This is a genomic window from Streptacidiphilus sp. MAP12-16 (assembly GCF_041262165.1).
In the GTDB taxonomy this organism is placed as follows: domain Bacteria; phylum Actinomycetota; class Actinomycetes; order Streptomycetales; family Streptomycetaceae; genus Streptacidiphilus.
In genome coordinates this window covers 201,872-223,522 of the sequence record NZ_JBGCBY010000008.1, presented here as the reverse complement: position 1 = coordinate 223,522, position 21,651 = coordinate 201,872, and the positions used below count along the sequence as shown (strand labels likewise).

At 69.9% G+C, this 21,651-nt stretch carries 15 protein-coding genes; 6 read left to right on the top strand and 9 right to left on the bottom strand.

Translation table 11 applies throughout. From position 1 onward, the window contains the following. Positions 1-18: 18 nt before the first annotated feature. Together ABIA33_RS13195 and uvrA are read right to left on the bottom strand one after the other, a co-directional pair. On the bottom strand, positions 19-516 hold the full coding sequence (locus ABIA33_RS13195) for a Rieske (2Fe-2S) protein (RefSeq protein WP_370080764.1): 498 nt from the start codon (positions 514-516) through the stop codon (positions 19-21). 356 nt (positions 517-872) lie between these two features. After that, positions 873-3,830, bottom strand: coding sequence for an excinuclease ABC subunit UvrA (gene uvrA / locus ABIA33_RS13190; RefSeq protein WP_370080762.1), 2,958 nt, complete (start codon positions 3,828-3,830; stop codon positions 873-875). Between the two features lie 355 nt (positions 3,831-4,185). Here uvrA and ABIA33_RS13185 point away from each other — a divergent pair, with 355 nt between their 5' ends. The 3 genes from ABIA33_RS13185 (at position 4,186) to ABIA33_RS13175 (ending at position 5,890) form a co-directional block, all read left to right on the top strand. Continuing rightward, a complete protein-coding gene (locus tag ABIA33_RS13185) occupies positions 4,186-4,941 on the top strand; it encodes a maleylpyruvate isomerase family mycothiol-dependent enzyme (RefSeq protein ID WP_370080759.1) in 756 nt (251 codons plus the stop codon). Positions 4,942-4,945: 4 nt separating this feature from the next. Further along, complete coding sequence (locus ABIA33_RS13180; RefSeq protein ID WP_370080757.1) at positions 4,946-5,596, top strand: MBL fold metallo-hydrolase; 651 nt, start codon at positions 4,946-4,948, stop codon at positions 5,594-5,596. A gap of 66 nt (positions 5,597-5,662) precedes the next feature. Then, the gene (locus ABIA33_RS13175; protein WP_370080755.1) at positions 5,663-5,890 is read left to right on the top strand and encodes a hypothetical protein; all 228 of its coding nucleotides are present in this window, start codon (positions 5,663-5,665) and stop codon (positions 5,888-5,890) included. Between the two features lie 622 nt (positions 5,891-6,512). Here ABIA33_RS13175 and ABIA33_RS13170 read toward each other — a convergent pair. Together ABIA33_RS13170 and ABIA33_RS13165 are read right to left on the bottom strand one after the other, a co-directional pair. Then, positions 6,513-6,725, bottom strand: coding sequence for a hypothetical protein (locus ABIA33_RS13170; protein ID WP_370080753.1), 213 nt, complete (start codon positions 6,723-6,725; stop codon positions 6,513-6,515). Positions 6,726-6,860: 135 nt separating this feature from the next. Further along, complete coding sequence (locus ABIA33_RS13165) at positions 6,861-9,290, bottom strand: PQQ-dependent sugar dehydrogenase (protein ID WP_370080751.1); 2,430 nt, start codon at positions 9,288-9,290, stop codon at positions 6,861-6,863. 294 nt (positions 9,291-9,584) lie between these two features. On the opposite strand from ABIA33_RS13165, the gene ABIA33_RS13160 reads away from it, so the two are divergent. Both ABIA33_RS13160 and ABIA33_RS13155 read left to right on the top strand, forming a co-directional pair. Then, positions 9,585-12,173, top strand: a complete 2,589-nt coding sequence (locus ABIA33_RS13160) for a glycoside hydrolase family 88 protein (protein ID WP_370080749.1) — start codon at positions 9,585-9,587, stop codon at positions 12,171-12,173. Beyond that, positions 12,163-14,175: a right-handed parallel beta-helix repeat-containing protein gene (locus tag ABIA33_RS13155; RefSeq protein ID WP_370080747.1), complete on the top strand. Its 2,013-nt coding sequence runs from the start codon at positions 12,163-12,165 to the stop codon at positions 14,173-14,175. The genes ABIA33_RS13160 and ABIA33_RS13155 overlap by 11 nt, the downstream gene beginning before the upstream one ends. A 107-nt stretch (positions 14,176-14,282) precedes the next feature. On the opposite strand, the gene ABIA33_RS13150 is transcribed toward ABIA33_RS13155, so the two are convergent. Further along, positions 14,283-14,486 carry a cold-shock protein gene (locus ABIA33_RS13150; protein ID WP_370080745.1) on the bottom strand — a complete coding sequence of 68 codons (204 nt, stop codon included), beginning with the start codon at positions 14,484-14,486 and terminating at the stop codon, positions 14,283-14,285. Positions 14,487-14,925: 439 nt separating this feature from the next. On the opposite strand from ABIA33_RS13150, the gene ABIA33_RS13145 reads away from it, so the two are divergent. Then, the gene (locus tag ABIA33_RS13145; RefSeq protein ID WP_030258797.1) at positions 14,926-15,129 is read left to right on the top strand and encodes a cold-shock protein; all 204 of its coding nucleotides are present in this window, start codon (positions 14,926-14,928) and stop codon (positions 15,127-15,129) included. A gap of 90 nt (positions 15,130-15,219) precedes the next feature. On the opposite strand, the gene ABIA33_RS13140 is transcribed toward ABIA33_RS13145, so the two are convergent. The 4 genes from ABIA33_RS13140 to uvrB form a co-directional block, all read right to left on the bottom strand. Next, complete coding sequence (locus tag ABIA33_RS13140; protein WP_370080742.1) at positions 15,220-15,882, bottom strand: hypothetical protein; 663 nt, start codon at positions 15,880-15,882, stop codon at positions 15,220-15,222. 26 nt (positions 15,883-15,908) lie between these two features. Next, positions 15,909-18,662 carry an AAA family ATPase gene (locus tag ABIA33_RS13135; RefSeq protein ID WP_370080740.1) on the bottom strand — a complete coding sequence of 918 codons (2,754 nt, stop codon included), beginning with the start codon at positions 18,660-18,662 and terminating at the stop codon, positions 15,909-15,911. A gap of 119 nt (positions 18,663-18,781) precedes the next feature. Then, complete coding sequence (locus tag ABIA33_RS13130; protein WP_370080738.1) at positions 18,782-19,360, bottom strand: TerD family protein; 579 nt, start codon at positions 19,358-19,360, stop codon at positions 18,782-18,784. Between the two features lie 138 nt (positions 19,361-19,498). Beyond that, a complete protein-coding gene (gene uvrB, locus ABIA33_RS13125; protein WP_370080736.1) occupies positions 19,499-21,619 on the bottom strand; it encodes an excinuclease ABC subunit UvrB in 2,121 nt (706 codons plus the stop codon). Positions 21,620-21,651: the final 32 nt, after the last annotated feature.

The following is a 21,651-nucleotide window of genomic DNA, read 5'->3' as shown; positions in this document are numbered from 1 at the left end:
GCACAGGAGACAGCTGGTTCAGGTGGTGACTACCAACTTGCCGTTCTGCACCGAGACGGACTGGGCGGGGAGCGCGGTCTGCGCGGGGCCGTTGGCCACCGAGCCGTCCGCGATCTTGAACTGGCTGCCGTGGCAGGGGCACTGGATGGTGCCGCTCGACACGGCGTCGACCAGGCAGCCCGCGTGGGTGCAGACGGCACTGAACGCCTTGAACTGGCCGGCCGTCGGCTGGGTCACCACGATCTTCTGAGCCTGGTAGACCTTGCCCCCGCCCACGGGAACGTCACTGACCGGACCGAGCGTAACCGGACCGGCCGCGGCCGCGGCGGTGTTGCTCGCCGCGCCGGCCGAGGAGCAGGCCGCCAGGCCCGCACCGGCGACGCCGACCACGCCGACCGCCGCAGCGCCGCGGAGCACCCCGCGCCGGGACGGGCCGCAGCAGCTCCCGGGGGCGGCGGGCTCGGCCTCGGCCTCGGCCGGGATGGTGGGTGCGGGGATGTTGGGCTGCTGCGACATGGTGTTCTGGACTCCAGGGGCAGGAGGAAGAGGTGCGTCTAGGAGGGTGCTGAAGATCTAGGCCGGATCAGGGAGCAGCCTCGCAGGGCGTCGCGAGCCCGGCCTAGATCTTCAGCACCCTCCTAGCACAACGCGGTGCACCCGGGGCAGGTTGCGGCCCCGGGTGCACCCTATGCGGGCTTGCTGTGAGCAGGCTTAGACCGACCGGCAGATGGGGGGCGGCGTCGCGGGCCGATGGCTCTCGCCTGACCGGGTTGTCGTCAGTCGCCAGTGCTCCGCAATGGCTCCCTCCTCCGCCCCGCCCAGACTCGGCCCTCGACCCCCTCCTTCACCCACCCCCCATCTGCCGGTCGGTCTTAGCCGGTCGCCTTCGTCCGGGCGGCGGCCTTCTTGGCCGCCGTCTTCTTCGCCGTCGCCTTCGCCGCGGGCTTTCGCTTCGGCGCCGCCGCACCGGCAGCCGCCTCGTCGAAGACCCGGTCGCCGAGGATGTCCCGGAGGAACTTGCCGGTGTGGCTCTCGCCCACCGCCGCGATCTGCTCCGGGGTGCCCTCCGCGACGACCAGGCCGCCGCCGTTTCCGCCTTCGGGACCCATGTCGATGACCCAGTCGGCGGTCTTGATCACGTCGAGGTTGTGCTCGATGACGATGACCGTGTTGCCCTTGTCGACCAGGCCCGTCAGCACCTTGATCAGCTTGCTGATGTCCTCGAAGTGCAGCCCGGTCGTCGGCTCATCCAGCACGTAGACGGTGCGCCCGGTGGAACGCTTCTGCAGCTCGGACGCCAGCTTGACGCGCTGCGCCTCACCGCCCGACAGGGTCGGCGCGGACTGGCCGAGGCGGACGTAGCCGAGGCCGACGTCCGTGAGCGTCCGCAGGTGGCGGGCGATCGGCGGGACGGCCTCGAAGAACTCCAGTCCTTCCTCGATCGGCATGTCCAGCACCTCGGCGATGGACTTGCCCTTGAAGTGGACGTCCAGGGTCTCCCGATTGTAACGGGCCCCGTGGCAGACCTCGCAGGGGACGTAGACGTCCGGCAGGAAGTTCATCTCGATCTTGATCGTGCCGTCGCCGGAGCAGTTCTCGCAGCGGCCGCCCTTGACGTTGAAGGAGAAGCGGCCCGGCAGGTAGCCGCGCACCTTCGCCTCCGTGGTCTCCGCGAACAGTCGGCGGACGTGGTCGAACACACCGGTGTACGTCGCCGGGTTGGAACGCGGGGTGCGGCCGATCGGCGACTGGTCGACGTGCACGACCTTGTCGACCTGGTCGGTGCCGGTGACCCGGGTGTGCCGGCCGGGAACGCTGCGCGCGCCGTTGAGTTCGCGGGCGAGGTGGGTGTAGAGGATGTCGTTGACCAGGGTCGACTTGCCGGAGCCGGAGACACCGGTGATCGCGGTGAACGTCCCCAGCGGGAAGCGGACGTCCACGTCCTGCAGGTTGTGCTCGCGGGCGCCGTGCACGGTGATGTGCCGCTCGGGGTCGAGCGGCCGGCGTGCCTTGGGGATCGGGATGCTGCGGCGCCCGGAGAGGTAGGCCCCGGTCAGCGACCTCTCGTTGGCGAGCAGGCCCTCGCGCGAGCCGGAGTGCACGACGTGGCCGCCGTGCTCGCCCGCGCCGGGGCCGATGTCCACGACCCAGTCGGCGGTGCGGATGGTGTCCTCGTCGTGCTCCACCACGATCAGGGTGTTGCCCAGGTCGCGCAGCCGTACCAGGGTCTCGATCAGCCGGTGGTTGTCGCGCTGGTGCAGCCCGATCGAGGGCTCGTCCAGCACGTACAGCACGCCGACCAGCCCCGAGCCGATCTGGGTGGCGAGGCGGATGCGCTGCGCCTCGCCGCCGGAGAGGGTCCCTGCCGCGCGGTTCAGCGAGAGGTAGTCGAGGCCCACGTCGACCAGGAACCTGAGGCGCTCGTTGACCTCCTTGAGGACCCGCTCGGCGATGGTCTTCTCCCGATCGGAGAGCTCCATCGCGCCGAGGAACTCCGCGCAGTCGCTGATGGACATCCCGGCGACGTCGGCGATGGACTTCCCGGCCATGGTCACCGCGAGCACCACCGGCTTGAGCCGCGTGCCCTTGCACGCGGGGCAGGCGACCTCGCGCATGTAGCCCTCGAAGCGCTCACGGCTGCTGTCGGTCTCGGACTCCGAGTGCCGCCGCTGGACGAAGGGCAGCACGCCCTCGAATCCGGTGACGTACGAGCGCTCGCGCCCGAAGCGGTTCCGGAACTTCACCTCGACCTGCGAGTTGTGCCCGTTCAGCAGGGCCTTCTTGGCCCGCTGCGGCAGTCCGGCCCAGGGGATGTCGGTACGGAAGCCGAGCTCCTTGGCGAGCGCGCCGATCAACCGCTGGTGGTACTCCTTGGTGTGGCCCTGCGACCAGGGGTGGATGGCGCCCTCGTCGAGGGTCTTCTCCTCGTCGGGGATGATCAGCTCCGGGTCCACCTCCATCCGGGTGCCGATGCCGGTGCACTCCGGGCAGGCCCCGAAGGGCGAGTTGAAGGAGAAGGAGCGCGGCTCCAGCTCCTCGTATGAGATGTCGTCGAAGGTGCAGTAGAGGTGCTCGGAGTACATCCGCTCACGCTCGGGGTCGTCCTCGGGGAGGTCCACGAAGTCCAGGACGACCGTGCCGCCGGAGAGCTTGAGCGCGGTCTCGACCGAGTCGGTGAGGCGGCGCTGCGCGCTCTTCTTCACGGTGAGGCGGTCGATGACCACCTCGATGGTGTGCTTCTCCTGCTTCTTGAGCGTGGGCGGCTCGGTCAGCTGGATCGTGGCCCCGTCCACCCGGGCGCGGGAGTAGCCCTTGGTCTGCAGGTCGGCGAAGAGGTCGACGAACTCGCCCTTGCGCGCCCGGACCAGCGGGCTGAGCAGCTGGAAGCGCGTCCCCTCCGGCAGTTCCAGGACCTTGTCCACGATCTGCTGCGGCGACTGCCGGGCGATCGGGCGGCCGCACACGGGGCAGTGCGGGTGGCCGATCCGCGCGAACAGCAGGCGCAGGTAGTCGTAGACCTCGGTGATGGTGCCGACCGTGGAGCGGGGGTTGCGCGAGGTGGACTTCTGGTCGATGGAGACGGCCGGCGAGAGACCCTCGATGAAGTCGACGTCGGGCTTGTCCATCTGCCCCAGGAACTGGCGGGCGTACGAGGACAGCGACTCGACGTAGCGGCGCTGACCCTCAGCGAAGATCGTGTCGAAGGCGAGCGAGGACTTGCCCGAGCCGGAGAGGCCGGTGAAGACGATGAGGGAGTCGCGAGGCAGGTCGAGCGAGACGTTCTTGAGGTTGTGCTCGCGAGCACCGCGGACGATGAGGCGGTCTGCCACGCTGATGCGCCTTCCGAAGCGGAGGGTGGGTCGGGCGGTCCTGGATGGGGCGATCCGGGGCCGCCCGACGTGAAGGGGCGGCACAGGGAGGGAGGAGCCCATCGGCAACCATCGTAGGCTTCCGGCCCGCTCGGTCCCTGCGTTTCAAGACTATGGGAGCACGTGTTCGATTTTTGGGGCAATCGCGAAGGCTCACCCGAAGGAGTGAACACGACGGTAGCGTCAACGCTTCCCGCCCCCGCCCGCCGCCCTTCCGAGCACAGCCGAGGCAGCCCTGCGAGCGGCACCCCCTAGCGGGTGAAACGACAACAGGGCACGCTGGACACGCCCCACCGACGTGACGGGAGACACACACATGACCGCCGCACCCACCCCGACCCTCGCCGCCGTGTCGGAGGCCACCGGACGGCTGCTGCGCGCCGTCGGCCGGATGCGTCCCGAGCAGGTCTTCGAGCCGTCCGCGCTGCCGGGCTGGACCCGGGGCCACGTCCTGACGCACCTGGCACGCAACGCCGACGCCCTCTGCAACCTGCTGCTCGGGGCCCGCACCTCGCAGCCGATCCAGATGTACCCGAGCCCGGAGTCGCGCGACCGCGCCATCGAGGACGGCGCCAAGCGCCCGCTGGCCGAGCAGCTGGCCGACCTCCGCGCGTCCGCGCTGCGGTTCGTCGCTGCCACCGAGGCGATGCCGGACTCCGCCTGGTCGGTCCAGGTTCCGCACCGCCTCGGCCCGTTCCCCGCCGCCCGTGTCGCTGACAAGCGCTACTCCGAGGTCGAGTACCACCACGTCGACCTGCTCCTCGACTACTCCCCCGCGCAGTGGCCCGCGGACTTCGTCGCCGAGGAGCTCGCCGCCCTCACCGAGCGCTACCACAACATCGGGTCGCTGCCACCGGTGACGCTCTTCGACGAGACGACGGACATGAACTACGTCATCGGGCAGGCGGTGGAGCCCGACGCGGTGATCGAGTGCGGGGCGAGCGGCCCGAGTCACGCACTGGTCGCCTGGCTCTCCGGGCGCTCACAGGGCGAGGGCCTGGAGGTACGGGTGGGTTGTGCCGCGTCGCCCGAGCTGCGCAGCGCCCTGCCGGCGATCCCGCCGCTAGGCTGAGCACATGTCGTACCACGGAGCAGTCAAGGTCGGCGGGACCCCGGACGTGCGGGAGTTGCCCCATCTGGTGATCACCAAGGTCGCCGTCGGGCCCATGGACAACAACGCCTATCTGCTGCGCTGCCGGGCCACCGACGTGCAGGTGCTGATCGACGCCGCCGCCGACGCCCCGGTGCTGCTGGAGACCGTCGGCCACAGCCTCGCCACGGTCGTCACCACCCACCGCCACCGCGACCACTGGGACGCGCTGGCGGACGTTGTCCGGGCGACCGGGGCCCGCACGGCCACCGGCCGGCTGGACGCCGAGGGCATCGCCGTCCCCGCCGACCTGCTCCTCGACGACGGCGACACGGTGCGCGTGGGTGACGTCTCGCTGACCGTACGTCACCTGGTCGGCCACACCCCTGGCGCGATCGTCCTGCTCTACGACGATCCGCAGGGTCACCCGCACCTGTTCACGGGCGACTGCCTGTTCCCCGGCGGTCCCGGACGGACGACCAGCCCGGCGGATTTCGCGTCGCTGATGAACGGGCTGGAGGAGAAGGTCTTCGGCCCTCTGCCCGACGAGACCTGGGTCTACCCGGGCCACGGGAACGACACCACCCTCGGTGCCGAACGCCCGCACCTCGCGGAGTGGCGCAGCCGGGGCTGGTAACGGGCACGGCCGACGGGAATCGCCGCCCGGGTAGCGGACAGCCCTGCCGCGCGGTCTCCTTGGCGCATGGACAACCCGATCCGGCGGTTCACCAACGAGCTCGTGACCATCGCAGGCAACGTCACCGAGGCGCAGGCTGCTGACTTCGTCCAGCGGGTCTACGGCGTCGGGCGCAACGAGGGCATGCAGGCGAACGCGACCGACGCCCTGAAGTTCCAGCGCCAGGCCGAGTCGCTCCGCCTGGAGAACGCCAAGCTGCGCGAGCGGCTCGGCCTGCCGGGACGCAGGGAGTGAGGCCGCCCGGCGACGCATGACGGTCCGTCAGACAGTCCGTCAGGTCATTGCCCGACGGTGGCGAGGCGAGCGGCCCCGAAGCGCCGTCGAAAACAGGTCGGGCGTGACACCCCTCGCCATGGTTGTATGCTGAAACCGAAGGCCTCGCCGCATCCCCCGTCGGCGGGGCCTTCTTTAGACCGACCGGCAAATGGAGGGCGGCGTCGCGGGCCGATGGCTCTCGTCCAGACGGCTTCTCCTCAGTCGCCAGGGCTCCGCCATGGCTCCTTCGTCGGCACCGCCTGGACTCGGCCCTCGACCCGCTCCTTCTTCCACCCTCCATTTGCCGGTCGGTCTTAGTTGCCCGGCGTCCGTCACCCCGATGGCGGAAGCGCCGTCCGGTACGCGTCGCGGCTGGGCGAACACAGCTGGTGAGCGAACCGCGGGTGCCAGCTGTCATCGTGAGGTCCGGATTCGGTCGCGATCGAGTAACAGCGATCAAGGTCCGGCCCGCTGGTGACGATCAAGAAGTCAGCACCGTCCACCGGTCCACCCGAAGCTCCGGCGGGCACGGTCGGCCCCGCCGAACTTCCCTGCGGCGGGGCCGACGCATTCCCGGCAGCCGACGGGCACTGACAGCACGTCAGTCGGAGGGCCCCTCCGTTGGCTTCGCGCCCCCGTCGTCCAGATCCCGGCACCGGGAGCAGGTCACCGGGCCACCGGCCAGCACCCTGTAGTAGCCGGCCTCCGGGCTGAACCCACAGGGCGTCCGCGCGCTCGTCCCGGTCCGCACGGCGATGTGCACCAGCGAGCTGCCGGCCTGGCGGATCTTCAACGGGTACAGGTTGCCGCTCACGATGGCCTCCTCGCCGAACTCCGGAATCCCGCTCCACAGAAGCACGCACCGGTCACTCGCGCATCCCCACCGGGGGTCCGGACGGCAGGAGTCGGGCCCCCGGCGGGAACGCCGAGGGCCCGACCGCGCCGTCGGTCAGACGGTGATCCTGTCGAAGTCGGGTGCCCAGCCCGACGAGTTGGCGAAGGAGACGGTGTTCGCACCGGCCTTCAAGGTGACCGTGATGACCTTGGTGCCGGGAGTGGTGAAGCTTCCGGTCCCGGCGAAGGCGACGGTCTGCGCGGCGGCGCCGTTGACGCTCACAGCCGCTGACCGGCCGGTCGAGCCGTCGCAGTAGCCGATCGTCAGCTGGTACGTCCCCGCAGTCGCGACGGCGACGTTGTCGAACGTCAGCACCCCCTTCCCGTTGCCGACATGGCCGACCTTCTTGCCGCCCGAGCACGGGGCGCAGGTCGCCACCGCCGCCCCGCCCACGAGGGTGTTCGCCGGGGACTCGGCCTCGTAGGTCTTCTGCGCCGCACCCGCGCTGAAGGTCGCGGTGTAGCCGCTGTCCACGGTGGGGGCCACGGCGTGGCTCCGCGCGCCGCCGTCCGACCAGGAACCGAAAGTCTGCGGCGTGCCGGAGGAGTCGGTCTGGTCGGGCGCGGTGAGGTGGATCTGGTAGCCCGCCCAGGAGGTGACCGTCGCCGGGGTGGTCACGTCGCCGCCGACGTCGACGTCGTCCTCATCGATGTGGATTCTCAGTCCGCTCGGAGAACTGCCCAGGGTCAGCTGGACCAGCTGCGGGTCGAAGTCCTGCTCGACGGTCTGGGTCACGCCGTTGGCGTCGGTGGCGCTGAGGCACACCAGCAGTCTGCTGTTGCCCTTGATCGCCGAGAACTGCTCGGCGGGCGGGGCCACGAACGCGGTGCTGCCGTTGCCGGCGACCGGGTCGAGCACGGGGTGCACGTGGTTGATGTGGAACAGCCACACCTGCCAGGTCAGCGCGCTGCTCGGCAGCGCCGCGCCGCTGGAGTCGACGGCCGTGCCGGTCGGGGTGTAGGTCGCGCCGACGGTGAACCGGCTGCTGGTGCCGGGCGAGGTGACGGTCACGGCCGGAGGCGCGTCGTCGGTGCGGACCGCGCCCGTCGCGGCGGTGGACGTCCCGCCGCTGTCGTTGCTGACCGTGAGCTGCGGGGTGAAGGCCCCCTTGGTGGTGTAGGTGTGGGTGGTGGTCGGCGTGGTGGTCTGCTGGGTCGCTGCGTCGCCGAAGGTCCAGTGGTACGTCAGCGGCCGGCCGTTGGGATCGCCGCTGGCCGATCCGTCGAAGGTGACCGTGAACGGTGGCGCACCGGCTGTGGAGGCGTGCGTGGAGCAGTACGAGACGGCACCGCCCGGCGAGGTGCTGAAGGCCGCGTTCGGCACGGTGCCGCCGGAGCTGACCCGGTGGACCGTTCCCGTCGTCAGATTCGTGTAGTAGAGGGCCTGTTGCCCGCCGCCGGCACCGGGGACGGCCGGGGCGAACTTCATCGCGACAGCGGTCGCGCCGGCGGAGAAGGTGGTGAAGTTCCCACCACTGCCGGTGATCGAGTAGACGTTGTTCTTGACGTAGTCGCTGAAGAGATAGCGGCCGTTGTAGGCGGCGTTCCAGGCGTTGTCGGGGACGAACGCGCCACCGGTGATCGCCGCGCGACCTCCGCCGGTGTTGTCGGGGTAGGAGAAGACCGGGTCGGTCAGCCCGCTGGTGTTGCAGGGGCCCTCGCACATCGGCCAGCCGTAGTTGGCGCCCGCCTTGAGCTGGTCGACCTCCTCGGTGGTGTTCTGGCCGACGTCGTCGACGAAGATCCTGGTCCCGGCGGCGTTGGGGTCGGTGGCGATCCGGAACGGGTTGCGAAAGCCGTAGGCGTAGATCTCCTGGCACTTGCCGGAGCTGATCGGGCCGGTGCTGCAGCGGGCGGTACCGGTGCCGGAGTACGGGTTGCCGGCCGGGACGGCGCCGCTGGAGGTGATGCGAAGGATCTTGCCGTTGAGGTTCTTCAGGTCCTGCGCGGCCTTGTTGCCCGGATCGCAGCCTTCGAGACAGTGGCCGTCGCCGACCGCGACGTACAGGTCCCCGTCCTTCCCGAAGGCCAGGTCGCCCGCGTTGTGGAAGCCGTCACCCTGGATACCGTCGATGAGGATCTTCTCGCTGGAGGCGGCGACCTGGCTGGACGAGTCGAGGGTGAACCGGGACACCCGGTTGACACAGCTGCCGCCCTCGCTGGCGCTGTAGTACAGGTAGATGAAGTGGTTGCTCGCGAAATCCGGATCCACGGCGACGCTGAGCATTCCGCGCTCGTCCTGTCCGGGTTGTCCGGCGCAGACGAAGCCGGAGGCGTCGAACGCCTGGGTCAGCTTGCCGCTCCTGTAGGCGTAGAGGTGGCCCGGCTTGGTGGTGACCAGCATCCGGCCGTCGGGGGTGAAGTCCAGGCCGACCGGAAGTGCCACCGAGGTCACCACGGTGTCGCTGAAGCCGGTCGGGACGACGGCGGGGGTCGCCACCGCGACCGGCGCGGTCATTCCGAGGGCGGCCAGCGCGATCGACACCCCGAGAGCGGGACCTAACCGCCGGCGTCTTGTCACCATTCCAGGCTCCTGATGTGTTAGTAAAGTTACCTAACTCAAATAGAACCACCAGTCCCGCACATGTCAATACTCTGAGCACGGCATGAGACAGAGATGGGATCTATTTGTTGACTCAACAGCCGATCCTGTGCGAAGCCCCGGAGGCATCCATCGCAGCTCAATGGGCTAGGACTGCGATTCTGGTTAGACTCCTTGACAATGTCCATGCCCATATACATCCTATGAATCCTTCTCACACCACCACCGAGGAGGATCATGAACGTACGACGGCTTCTCGCCGCCACCGCGTTAGCCGGGCTCGTCGGCGCGTCGTTGACCGTTCCCGCCGCTGCCGCGACACCTGCGCCGACCGTCTTCCCGGCGCCGACCGTCTTCGACGTCCGGTCGTACGGGGCCACCGGGAACGGAAGGACGATCGACACCCCCGCGATCGACAAGGCCATCGCCGCGGCCGCGACCGCGGGCGGCGGCGTCGTGGAATTCCCGGCGGGAACCTACGAGTCGGTCTCGGTCCACCTGCAGAGCCAGGTGACGCTGCAACTGGACGCCGGAGCCACGCTCCGCGCCGCCGCCACCGGATTCGACGCCGCCGAGCCCAACTCCTACTCCCAGTACCAGGACTTCGGGCACAGCCACTTCCACGACGCCCTGCTCTGGGGCGACGACCTGCACAACATCGGCTTCACCGGCAGCGGCACCATCGACGGCGCGGGCAATCTCAGGACCGGCAACATCTCCGCCGGCCAGGCCGACAAGGCCATCTCGCTCAGGGTCTGCGACGGACTGACCGTCTCCGGCATCACCATCCACGACGGCGGCCACTTCGGCATCCTCATGAACGGCTGCGACCACGTCGCGGTCGACCATGTGACGATCTCCACCCACCGCGACGGCATCAACGTCATCAACACCTCGGATGTCAGCGTCACCAACTCCAGCATCACCTCCGTCGACGACTCGCTCGTCTTCAAGAGCGACTTCGCCCTCGGGCGCACGTACCCGAGCCGGCACATCAACGTCTCCGACAGCACGGTCGCCTCGTCCGGCAACAACGGCCTCCAGTTCGGCTCGGAGACCTGCGGAGACTTCAGCGACGCGCACTTCTCCCGGATCTCGATCCTGGCCGGCGGCAAGGCCGGGATCGGCGTCGAGTCGATGGACGGCGCACACATCTCCGGCATCACCTACGACGACATCACCATGACGCATGCCTCCACGCCGATCCTGCTGAAGATCGGCGCGCGCGGACGCTGCCCCGGTCACCCGGGGGCCGGCACCATCGACGGCGTCAGCTTCACCCATGTCACCGGCACCGCGCTGCGGCAGAGCACCGAGTACACCAGCACCATCGCCGGACTGCCCGGCCACAACATCAGCAACGTCAGCTTCACCGACGTCAACCTCAGCGTCCCTGGTGGACACCCCGCCTCCGACGCGACGATCGTCCCGCCGGAGCAGCCTGTCGACTACACGCCCAAGGCGTTCGGCACGCGGCCCTCCTACGGCTGGTGGCTGCGGCACGTGAGCGGGATCAGCTTCCAGCGGAGCGCGGTGCGCTTCGACAGCAACGACGGCAGGCCCGCGTTCCAGACCACGGACGGGGCCAGGGTCTCGCTGGACGGCGTCACGCTCCAGCGCGGGACCAGCAGCCGGTACGACGTGGGCTTCGACACCGTGACCGGTTACTCGGTGACGGGCAGCACGACCACCGGCGGCGGCAGCCCGCGGATCAGGGCGGTCAACTCGACGCCCACGCCCGCCATCCGCGCGGCCTCTCCGGTGACCGACTGGTCCAGGGCCGTGGTCGACTCGACCATGAAGCGCCATCCCGACCCGGTCACCCTCGGCGGCTGGGGCTACCAGGTGGGACTCTTCCTCTACGGCACCGACCTGCTCTACCAGCGCACGGGCGACAAACGGTATCTGACGTACGTTCAGGGCTGGGTCGACCACTTCGTCAGCTCCTCGGGCGGCATCGGCAACAGCTTCAGCAGCCTGGACAGCATGGAGCCGGGCAATCTGCTGATCCTGCTCGACCAGCAGACCGGGCTCGCCAGGTACGCCACCGCCGCCAAGGTGATCCGCACCCGGCTGAACAGCTACCCGCGCACCGGCGACGGCGGCTTCTGGCACGCCACCAGCAAGCCCGGCCAGCTCTGGCTCGACGGGACCTACATGGTGCTGCCCTTCCTGCTGCGCTACGGCGCCGCCTACGGGGACGCGACCTACGCCGACGGCGAGGCGGCCGAGCAGCTCACCGTCTACGCGAGCCGTACGGCGGACCCCTCCGGGCTGCTCTTCCACGCCTACGACCAGAACCCGATCAGCTGGGCCGACCCGGCGACCCACCACTCCTCGCAGTTCTGGTGCCGCTCCATCGGATGGTTCGGCATGGCCTCGCTGAGCGCACTGGACGACCTGCCCACGAGCGCCCCCGGGCGCCCGGCCGTCCTGCGGACGCTGCAGAACCTCGTCGGCGCGATCGCGCGCTACCAGGACCCCGCGACCGGCCGCTGGTTCCAGGTGGTCGACAAGGGCAGCCTCGCCGGGAACTGGACGGAGACCTCCTGCTCGGCCATGTACACCTTCATCGTCGCCAAGTCGGTCCAGCGCGGATACGTCGCCGCCTCCGACCAGGCTGTGGCGAACAGGGGCTACCACGGCGTCCTCGGCGAGGTGTCGCTGGACTCCGCCGGGCTGGCCGACATCAGGAACATCTGCGTCGGCACCAATGTCGGCGACCTCGCCTACTACCTGGCACGCCCCAGGGCCGTGAACGACTTCCACGGCCTCGGCTCCTTCCTGATCATGAACGAGTGGATGCAGGGGAATCATGCGAGTTGATCCGGACACGACTCCGAAGCGGTCCGTCCGCTGGGCCCTGACCGCCACCCTCGCGGTCCTCGCCGCCGTCGCCGCGCCCGCCCTCGCCGGTGCCGCGCAGGCGGCAGCGGCCCCGGTGGACTTCTACGTCTCCCCCACCGGGAGCGACAGCAACTCCGGGACCTCCGCGACCGCCCCGTTCCAGACCCTGGCCCGCGCCCAGACCGCGGTGCGCGGCGTCGACCAGGCGACCTCGGGCGCGATCACGGTCAACCTCGCGGGCGGCGACTACCGGCTGTCCCGGCCGCTCACCCTCACCGCGGCTGACTCCGCCACCGGTACCGCGGGCGACATCACCTGGAAGGCGGAACCCGGTGCGTTCCCGGTGCTCAGCGGCGGCACCCGGATCACCGGCTGGAAGCTGGCCGACCCCGCGAAGAACATCTGGACCGCACCCGCCCCGGCCGGCCTCGACACCCGGCAGCTGTACGTCAACGGCTCCCGCGCGGTCCGCGCCACCGGCGCCGTCCCGGTGAAACTCACCCAGACCGCCACCGGCTACACCACCGCGGCCGGGGACCCGATGGCAAGCTGGCGCAACCCCGGCGGCATCGAGTTCGTCTACACCGGCGGCCTCGGCGCCTGGACCGAACCACGCTGCCCGGTGGCCTCGATCACCGGCACCACCGTCACCATGGCTCAGCCCTGCTGGAACAACTCGACCAAGCGGGTGCTGCGCACCGACGGTTCGGGGCGGACCTACGAGCTGGTCGGCCGCCAGTCGATCACCGAGGCGCCGACCTCGGTGGAGAACGCCTACGAGCTGCTCGACCAGCCGGGCGAGTGGTACCTCGACCGCTCCGCCCACACGTTCTCCTACATCCCGCGCGGCGGCGAGACGCTGAGCAGCGCCGACGTCGAGGCGCCCGCTCTGCAATCGCTGCTGACCACGGACGGCAACCCCTCGGCGGAGGTCCACGGCCTGCTCTTCCAGGGCCTCCAGTTCTCCTACGCCACCGACACCTTCCCGAACACCGGGGAGGGCTTCTCCGAGATCCAGGCGACCGTGAGCATCACCGGCACCAGGGGGTACGCGACCCAGGGCCTGTGCACCTTCGTCACCGGCGGTACCTGCCCGTACGGGGCGTGGACGCCGATGGCCGCCAACGTGTCGCTGAGTTACGACAACCACGTCCACTTCGACCACGACTACTTCGCGCACCTCGGCGGGGCGGGCCTCAGCCTCGGCGACGGCTCGCAGAAGGACACGGTGACCGGGTGCGTCTTCACCGACGTCTCCGGCAACGGTCTGGACCTGGGCGGCGTCGACATCAACGAACCGACCGGCGCGGCGCAGCACACCAGCGACAACGTGATCAAGGACAGCCACTTCACCGGCACCTCGGTCGAGTACCACGGGGGCGTGGCGATCGACGTCGGCTATGTCGAGCGGTCGACCTTCGCTCACAACCAGATCGACCATGTGCCGTACACCGGCATTTCGGTGGGTTGGGGCGGCTGGCCGGACAAGGTGAAGCTGCCGGCCGAGCCCAACTACTCCAACGGCAACGGCTTCACCGACAATCTGATCTTCAACCATATGAGCGTTCTGGGCGACGGCGGTGCGATCTACACCAACGGCATCACCGGCAGCTCGCTGGCCACGGGTGAGCACCTGACCGGCAACGTCGTCCACGACCAGATCAGCGCCAAGGGGCACGGCCTGTACACGGACAATGGCTCGGCGTTCATCACCATCGGCGGCAACGCGGAGTATGCCGTCGCCGCGAACGTCTGGGGCAGCAACCACGTCAACTACACGCTGAACAACGGCACCGACAACCCACTGGACATCGAGGGCAACTACTGGACGAACGGCCCCGCGGACTACAACCAGAAGGCGGTGCTGATCGCCAACAACCACAACATCACCGGTCCGGGGCAGATCCCGGCGGCGATCACGGCCGCGGCCGGGCTGGAGGCCGGCTACCAGCCGATCCTGAGCTGGCACCCGGCGCCCTGACCCTGCCGGCACGGCCCGGACGGCTCCGTCACGGCACGCGAAACGCCCCCGTACCGGCGTACCGGTACGGGGGCGTTCAGATCACTCGCTGATGGGGCCGGCCGGCCTCAGAGCGGGCGGATGTTCTCGGCCTGCGGGCCCTTCTGGCCCTGCGTGACGTCGAACTCGACCTTCTGGCCCTCAAGGAGCTCGCGGAAGCCGGAGGCGTTGATGTTGGAGTAGTGGGCGAAGACGTCGGCGCCGCCGCCGTCCTGCTCGATGAAGCCGAAGCCCTTTTCGGCGTTGAACCACTTGACGGTTCCGGTGGCCATGTCTCTCGTTCTCCTCATGCAGTCGTGTAGGAGCCGCACCGTGCGGACTCCGAGTCACCGATCCGCACGCCCGCGCCTGAAGTGATCGAAGACATCAAAAAAGCCCGCGATCGGGATCACGGGCGTACAAACGTCGAGAACCACGACTACTACAGGCAAAACGGTACACGATCAGCGCCCGTGCGACCACGCGACGCGAGAGGAAGCAGGCCACGGGCGTGTCACAGGAGTCCGGGATCTGTTGACGCACCCCGGGCAGCACCCTGTATTCTCTAGATCAGTTGCAGTGCGTGGTTCCCTAAGTTTTGGCCGCCCGTGATCGCAATCACGGGCGTTCGTGCTTTTGCAGGTCCCTTCGTGACCAGGGTGATCATTCCGGCGACACGGGGCCCGTACCGTGCGGGTCCTGGCACCAGCCCCTGTACAGAAGGAGACCAATATGGCTACCGGCACCGTGAAGTGGTTCAACGCCGAAAAGGGTTTCGGCTTCATTGAGCAGGACGGCGGCGGCGCCGACGTCTTCGCCCACTACTCGAACATCAACGCGCAGGGCTTCCGCGAGCTCCTTGAGGGCCAGAAGGTCGAGTTCGACGTCACGCAGGGCCAGAAGGGCCCGCAGGCCGAGAACATCCGCACGATCTGACGATCGCCGCGCGTCGAAGGCGCCCCGCACCGATCCGGTGCGGGGCGCCTTTGCGTCGGCGGCTCACCTCGGCTCGGCGGCTCGGCTCGGCTATGAGGCGTCGCTCGGGCGCGGCGCGCCGTACCAGCGCCAGTCGGTGCGACGCGGATGGCCGGGGAGCTCGGCGCGGCCGGTGGCCCAGAGCAGGGTGCGCCAGCGGTCCCCGTCCGGCGGCGCGTCGGGGAACAGGCGGACCAGCACCCGGTCGCACAGGTCGGCGGGCGGGTCCCATCGGAGGCCCAGGCCCTGGGTGACGTCGTACGCGTGCACCAGGGTCTCCACGACTCCCATGGCGGCAAAGCCCTCCGGGTCGGCCAGCCCGAAGACGTGGTACGAGCGCTGCTCCGGCGGAGTCGTGCGCACCATGGCCGCCAGCAGCGCGCCGCAGGCGTCCAGTACCTGCAGCAACCCGGCCGTTCCGCCGGCGCGGTCCGCGTACACCACGTTCGCCGGGCCGCCCGGCCGCTGCCTCGCCCACCGGAACGGAACCTCGGCGTCCTGCGGTGGCACCTGCGGGCCCAACTGCGCGGCATAGGCGAACAGATCATCGCTCAGGTGCTCGACCGTCTCCCAGCAGTCCCACTCCAGCGAGCCGGCCCTGGCGGTCCAGTCCGCCCCGGCTCCCTGCCGCAACGCCGCCACCGCCAGCCGGACGGAGAGCTGGACGTCATCCGCGGTGACGCGGCCGGTCGGTGAGCGATGCGGTTCGGACATGCGGCGACCGTACCAGCGTGGGGTGTTCAGCCCGTCTGAGTCCTGCGGGCAGACTCCGCGAGCTGGTCGGCGGCGCAGGCCTCGGCGAGTTCGACCGCACGCCGCAGCTGCGCGTCCGCGTCCGGGTTCCGTCCGGCGTCACGGAGCGCGAGGCCGAGATCGAACGCCGCGCGGGCGTGCTCGTACGGGGCGGAGCAGCGCTCGAACTGCGCCAGGGCCTGGCTCAGCAACTCCAGCCGGCGCTCGCCCTCGGCGAACTCCGCACAGGCGCGCAGGGACATGCCACGCGCGGAGGCGGTACCGAACCGCTCCGCGCGTGCGAGCGAGTCCTCGGCGAGCGCGCGGGCGCCGTCCACGTCGCCGAGTGCCGCACGGGCCGAGGCCAGCGCACGCTGCCAGCCGCACCAGCCCGGGTTGCGCATCTCCCGGCCGTCCAACCGCTGCCCGGCTCCGCCGAGTTCGGTAGCCGCGCCGGCGAAGTCGCCGAGCGCGAGCAGGAGTCCGCCGCGCACCGTCTGGGCGTCGGGGAAGACCACCGCCGCGGAGTAGGGCGCGTGGAAGCGGTAGCGCTCCGCCAGTCCGGCGGCCTCCTCCACCTTGCCGCGCGCGAGCAGGACCGCGATCAGCGTCCCCACCGCGTACCAGTGCACCGGGAGCCCCTCCCCCACCCGGTTGGCCAGCTCCAGACCGGTGCGCGCACCCTCCTCGGCCTCGGCCAGACTGCCGCAGCGGAAGCGGACATAGCCGCGGATGGTGTGGGCGAAGGCGAGGTGGGCGCCGCGCCAGCCGGCCTCCTCGAACTCCGCTATGCCCTTCTCGAACAGCTCTTCGGCCCGATCCGGCCGGTCGGTGTACATATAGGTGAGCGCCGTCAGCACCGGCACCTCGAAGGCCCATTCCTGGTCGGTCCAGCTGAGCCCGTCGGCCAGGGCGAGGTCTGCGTAGTGCACCGCCGTGGCCTCGGGCTCGCCCCTGACCACGGCGTCCCAGGCTCGCAGCCCCAGCACGTAGCGGCCGGCGACGTCCACCCGCCCGGCGTCCCGCTCGATGATCTCGGCGAGGTCGGCGAGCCGCCGGGAGCGCGCCGCGGAGCCTTCCTCGTGCGCGTCGAACGCGCACCACATCAGGTTCCAGACCTGCAGCCGGAGTCTGGTCCGCTCGGACTCGGCGCTCGACGCTGCCTCGGCTGCGGTCTCGGCCGCCTCCAGCAGGTTGTTGCTGTGCGCCAGCGACTGGGCCAGCCGCACGGTGATGCCCTCGTGCAGCCGGTCGCTGAGCACCGGCTGCTCCAGCGCGCTGCGCAGATGGCCGACCGTGGCAGCGGGGTCGTAGAGCAGGGTGGAGCAGCCGAGCTCGAACAGCACCTCTGCCCGCTGCACCGGAGACGGAGGCTCCCGCAGCGCCCGGGCCAGGCAGCGCTGTGCCGTCTCGGGCGCGCCCGCCTGCATGAACAGCCGAGCGGCTGCCCGCAGTTGCTCGACCACGGCGGTGTCGCCCCGGGGCTGGACCTCGAGCCAGTGGCGGGCCGCGGTGACCGGGCTGCCCCCGGCGCCGAGGACCGCCCAACCGGCCCGGCTGTGCATGCCGACGCGCAGCTCGTCGGGGATGCCCCGGTACACCGAGGTGGCGACCAGGGGATGGATGAACTCCAGGATCTGGTAGCCGGTCAGGATGCGCGCGGCGCGCAGCCGGTCGGCGGCCTCGGCCGCCTCGGAGGGGCTGAGCGTGGCGACGGCGGCGGCGAGTTCCACCGGGGTGTGGATGCCGAGCACGGCGACGGCCCAGGCCAGTCGCACCGCCGGGCTGCCGAGCCGTTCCAGCCGGGCGATCAGGCCGCTGCCCTTGGTCGCCGTCGCGAGCTCGCGCAGCAGCGGGCAGGACTCCTCGACCGGGGGTATCCCGCGCTCCTGGGTCTTGGCCAGGAGCTCGACGGTCTCGAAGGGATTGCCGCCGGTGACGGCCCAGACCTCGCGGCAGAAGGCGTCCTCGACCCGGACCTTCGCGTCGCCGGTAGCCACTCCCGTGACCGCGCCTGTCCCCGTTCCCGCACCTGTTCCCGTTCCCGCACCTGTTCCCGCACCGGACATCTGGCGGACCAGGGCCGCGACGGCCTCGGGGGTGAGCGCGGCCAGGCCGATCGGGCTGACGCCGTTGTGCCCCGCCGTGTCCTCGAACGCCTCGGCGCCCGCCGGGAACTCGTCCGGGCGATAGGCCATGACCAGCAGGACCGGCAGGTCCTCGACCCGCGAGGCGAAGGACGCCAGCCAGGCCAGGGACTCGGCGTCGGCCCAGTGCGCGTCGTCGACGAGCACGACCAGCGGGCCCCGGGAGAAGGCGAGGTTGGTGACGACCCAGTCGAGTCCGTCGCGGACGCCCTGCGGGTCTGGCGGCGCTGCGGCCGAGCCGGTCGCAGGCTTCAGGCCGACCGCCGCGCCGACGATCTCGTACCAACTGCCCAGCAGCTCGCGCTGGCCCGCCTCGCCCACCTCGAGGAGCAACGGGAGCAGCAGGGTGCGGACCACGTGGAAGGCCGAGAGCAGTTCCTGCTCACCGCCGCGCGCGGAGAGTACGAGCAGGCCCTGCTCGGTGGCGGCGTGCCGCACGGCGGCCAGCAGGCTGGTCTTACCGAGCCCGGCGGAGCCGGTGAAGACGAGCAGGTGCTCACTCGACCCGGTGGGAGCCGGTCCCCCCACCAGGCCGTACAGCGCCCTGCGGGCGGTATCCAGCTCGGAGTCGCGCTCCAGCAATCGGCCGCCACCTGGGGACTTCTCTACCAGCACGCGACGAGCCTAGCGCCGGAAAGACCGTCAGGAGACATGCTCGCAAAGGCCGTTACCGTACCCGGAACCGAACTTCAGGACAAGCCGGACAGTCCTTGCACGAAGCGGGTCGGACGCGCTCAGAGGTAGGGCGCGATTGCGGGGAGCATGTCCTGGAAGGTGCGCCCGCGCGCGGGGGCGCCGATGGCCGACATCTGCCAGCCGCCGGCCGGGTCGCGCTGGACCTTGGCCATCACCTGGCCGGTGTGCGCACCGCCGCCGCTGAGGCTGTACCGCGCCAGCTCCTGCCCCGTGCTCTCGTCCACCAGCCGGCAGTGGGCGTTCTCGACCTCCTGGAAGGTCTGGCCGGTGTAGGAGTTGACGGTGAAGACGATCTGGCTGACATGCTCGGGGACCCGGGAGAGGTCGACCAGGATCGACTCGTCGTCCTCGCCGCCCGCGCCCCCGGTCAGGTTGTCGCCGGTGTGCCGCACCGAACCGTCATTGCTGACCAGGTGCTGGAAGAACACCACGTCGGCGAGCTGGTGGTCGGAGAACATCACCGCGGACGCATCCAGGTCGATCTGCCGGGCCCGGCGACCGAACAGCCCCTTTCGCGGAGCGGCCTGCCACCCCAGGCCCATCCGCACCACCGTCAGGACACCGCCGCCCGACTTCTGCAGGCTGACACTCTGACCCTTGTTCAGACTCACGGACATGCCGCGTCCCCTCCCCGAACGGCCGCCCTGCGGCCACAGCTGCTTCTTGGGCAAACCTTAGACCGACCGGCACGTGGAGGGCGGCGGCGCGGGTCGGTCTTACGACCTGGGGAGCGGTCGCCGACGGGCTGGCGACGGTCAGACCATCCCCGCCTCGCGCATCTGACGCAGTTCCTTCTTCAGCTCGTTGACCTCGTCCCGCAGCCGCGCGGCCACCTCGAACTGGAGCTCGGCGGCGGCGTTGTGCATCCGGTCGGTCAGTTCGCTGATCAGGTCGGCCAGCTCGGCGGCCGGCAGGCCCTTCGCATCGCGGGCGTCGTGCTTCCCGACCGCGCCCAGCGCGGGGACGGGAGCCTTCGCTCCCCTGCCGCCCTTGACCCCGCCCTGCTGCCGGTAGCCGGTGCTGAGCAGCTCCCCCGTGTCGATGTCCTCGCGGGCGATCGAGTCGAGGATGTCGCCGATCTTCTTCCGCAGCGGCTGCGGGTCGATGCCGTGCTCGGTGTTGTACGCCTGCTGGATGGCGCGGCGGCGGTTGGTCTCCTCGATGGCCTTCTCCATCGCCGGGGTGATCCTGTCCGCGTACATGTGGACCTGGCCCGAGACGTTTCGGGCGGCGCGCCCGATGGTCTGGATCAGCGAGGTACCGGAGCGCAGGAAGCCCTCCTTGTCGGCGTCCAGGATGGCGACCAGGGAGACCTCGGGCAGGTCCAGACCCTCGCGGAGCAGGTTGATGCCGACCAGGACGTCGTACTCGCCCGCACGCAGCTCGCGCAGCAGCTCGATCCGGCGCAGCGTGTCGATGTCGCTGTGCAGGTACCTCACCCGGATGTCCAGGTCCAGCATGTAGTCGGTGAGGTCCTCGGACATCTTCTTGGTGAGGGTGGTGACCAGGATCCGCTCGTCCTTCTCGACCCGCAGCCGGATCTCGTGGATCAGGTCGTCGATCTGGCCCTCGGTCGGCTTGATCACGACCTCGGGGTCGATCAGACCGGTGGGGCGGATGATCTGGTCCACCTGGCCGTTGCCGCGGGACAGCTCGAAGGGGCCGGGTGTGGCCGAGAGGTAGACGGTCTGGCCGACGCGCTCCAGGAACTCCTCCCACTTCAGCGGGCGGTTGTCCATCGCCGAGGGCAGCCGGAAGCCGTGCTCGACCAGGGCACGCTTGCGGGAGGCGTCGCCCTCGTACATCGCGCCGATCTGCGGGACGGTGACGTGGGACTCGTCGATGACCAGGAGGAAGTCCTCCGGGAAGAAGTCCATCAGGGTGTTGGGCGCGGTGCCGGGATCGCGGCCGTCGATGTGGCGTGAGTAGTTCTCGATCCCCGAGCAGGTACCGATCTGCCGCATCATCTCGATGTCGTAGGTGGTGCGCATCCGCAGCCGCTGGGCCTCCAGCAGCTTGCCCTGCTTGTCCATGGTGGCGAGGGTCTGCTCCAGTTCCGCCTCGATCCCGGCGATGGCGCGTTCCATCCGCTCCGGGCCGGCGACGTAGTGCGAGGCAGGGAAGACGTAGAGCTCATGGTCCTCGCTGATGACCTCGCCGGTGAGCGGGTGCAGCGTGGTGAGCGCCTCGATCTCGTCGCCGAACATCTCGATCCGGACGGCGAGTTCCTCGTACACCGGGAAGATCTCGATGGTGTCGCCGCGCACCCGGAAGGTGCCACGGGTGAAGGCGACGTCGTTGCGGGCGTACTGGATGTCGACGAAGCGGCGCAGCAGCGCGTCCCGGTCGACCTCGTCCCCGACCTTGAGCCGGACCATGCGGTCGACGTACTCCTGCGGGGTGCCGAGGCCGTAGATGCAGGACACCGAGGCGACGACGATCACGTCGCGCCGGGTGATCAGGGAGTTGGTGGCGGAGTGGCGGAGCCGCTCGACCTCCTCGTTGATCGAGGAGTCCTTCTCGATGTAGGTGTCCGTCTGGGCGATGTACGCCTCGGGTTGGTAGTAGTCGTAGTACGAGACGAAGTACTCGACGGCGTTGTTGGGGAACAGCTCGCGGAACTCGTTGGCGAGCTGCGCGGCCAGGGTCTTGTTCGGCGCCATCACCAGGGTGGGCCGCTGGAGCTTCTCGATCATCCAGGCCGTGGTGGCGGACTTGCCGGTGCCGGTCGCACCGAGCAGGACCACGTCCTTCTCACCGGCGCGGATGCGTCGTTCCAGTTCGGCGATGGCGGTGGGCTGGTCGCCGCTGGGCTGGTAGGGGCTGACGACCTCGAAGGGCGCCACTGTTCGCTCAAGATCGGTGATGGGTCTCACGCAACCAACCGTACGACCCGCCACTGACAATC

Bases quoted from the DNA above. Each gene is read 5' to 3' on its own strand.
- ABIA33_RS13195 (WP_370080764.1), bottom strand. From the start codon at position 516: ATGTCGCAGCAGCCCAACATCCCCGCACCCACCATCCCGGCCGAGGCC.
- ABIA33_RS13185 (WP_370080759.1), top strand. From the start codon at position 4,186: ATGACCGCCGCACCCACCCCGACCCTCGCCGCCGTGTCGGAGGCCACC.
- ABIA33_RS13180 (WP_370080757.1), top strand. From the start codon at position 4,946: ATGTCGTACCACGGAGCAGTCAAGGTCGGCGGGACCCCGGACGTGCGG.
- ABIA33_RS13175 (WP_370080755.1), top strand. From the start codon at position 5,663: ATGGACAACCCGATCCGGCGGTTCACCAACGAGCTCGTGACCATCGCA.
- ABIA33_RS13160 (WP_370080749.1), top strand. From the start codon at position 9,585: ATGAACGTACGACGGCTTCTCGCCGCCACCGCGTTAGCCGGGCTCGTC.
- ABIA33_RS13155 (WP_370080747.1), top strand. From the start codon at position 12,163: ATGCGAGTTGATCCGGACACGACTCCGAAGCGGTCCGTCCGCTGGGCC.
- ABIA33_RS13150 (WP_370080745.1), bottom strand. From the start codon at position 14,486: ATGGCCACCGGAACCGTCAAGTGGTTCAACGCCGAAAAGGGCTTCGGC.
- ABIA33_RS13145 (WP_030258797.1), top strand. From the start codon at position 14,926: ATGGCTACCGGCACCGTGAAGTGGTTCAACGCCGAAAAGGGTTTCGGC.
- ABIA33_RS13140 (WP_370080742.1), bottom strand. From the start codon at position 15,882: ATGTCCGAACCGCATCGCTCACCGACCGGCCGCGTCACCGCGGATGAC.
- ABIA33_RS13130 (WP_370080738.1), bottom strand. From the start codon at position 19,360: ATGTCCGTGAGTCTGAACAAGGGTCAGAGTGTCAGCCTGCAGAAGTCG.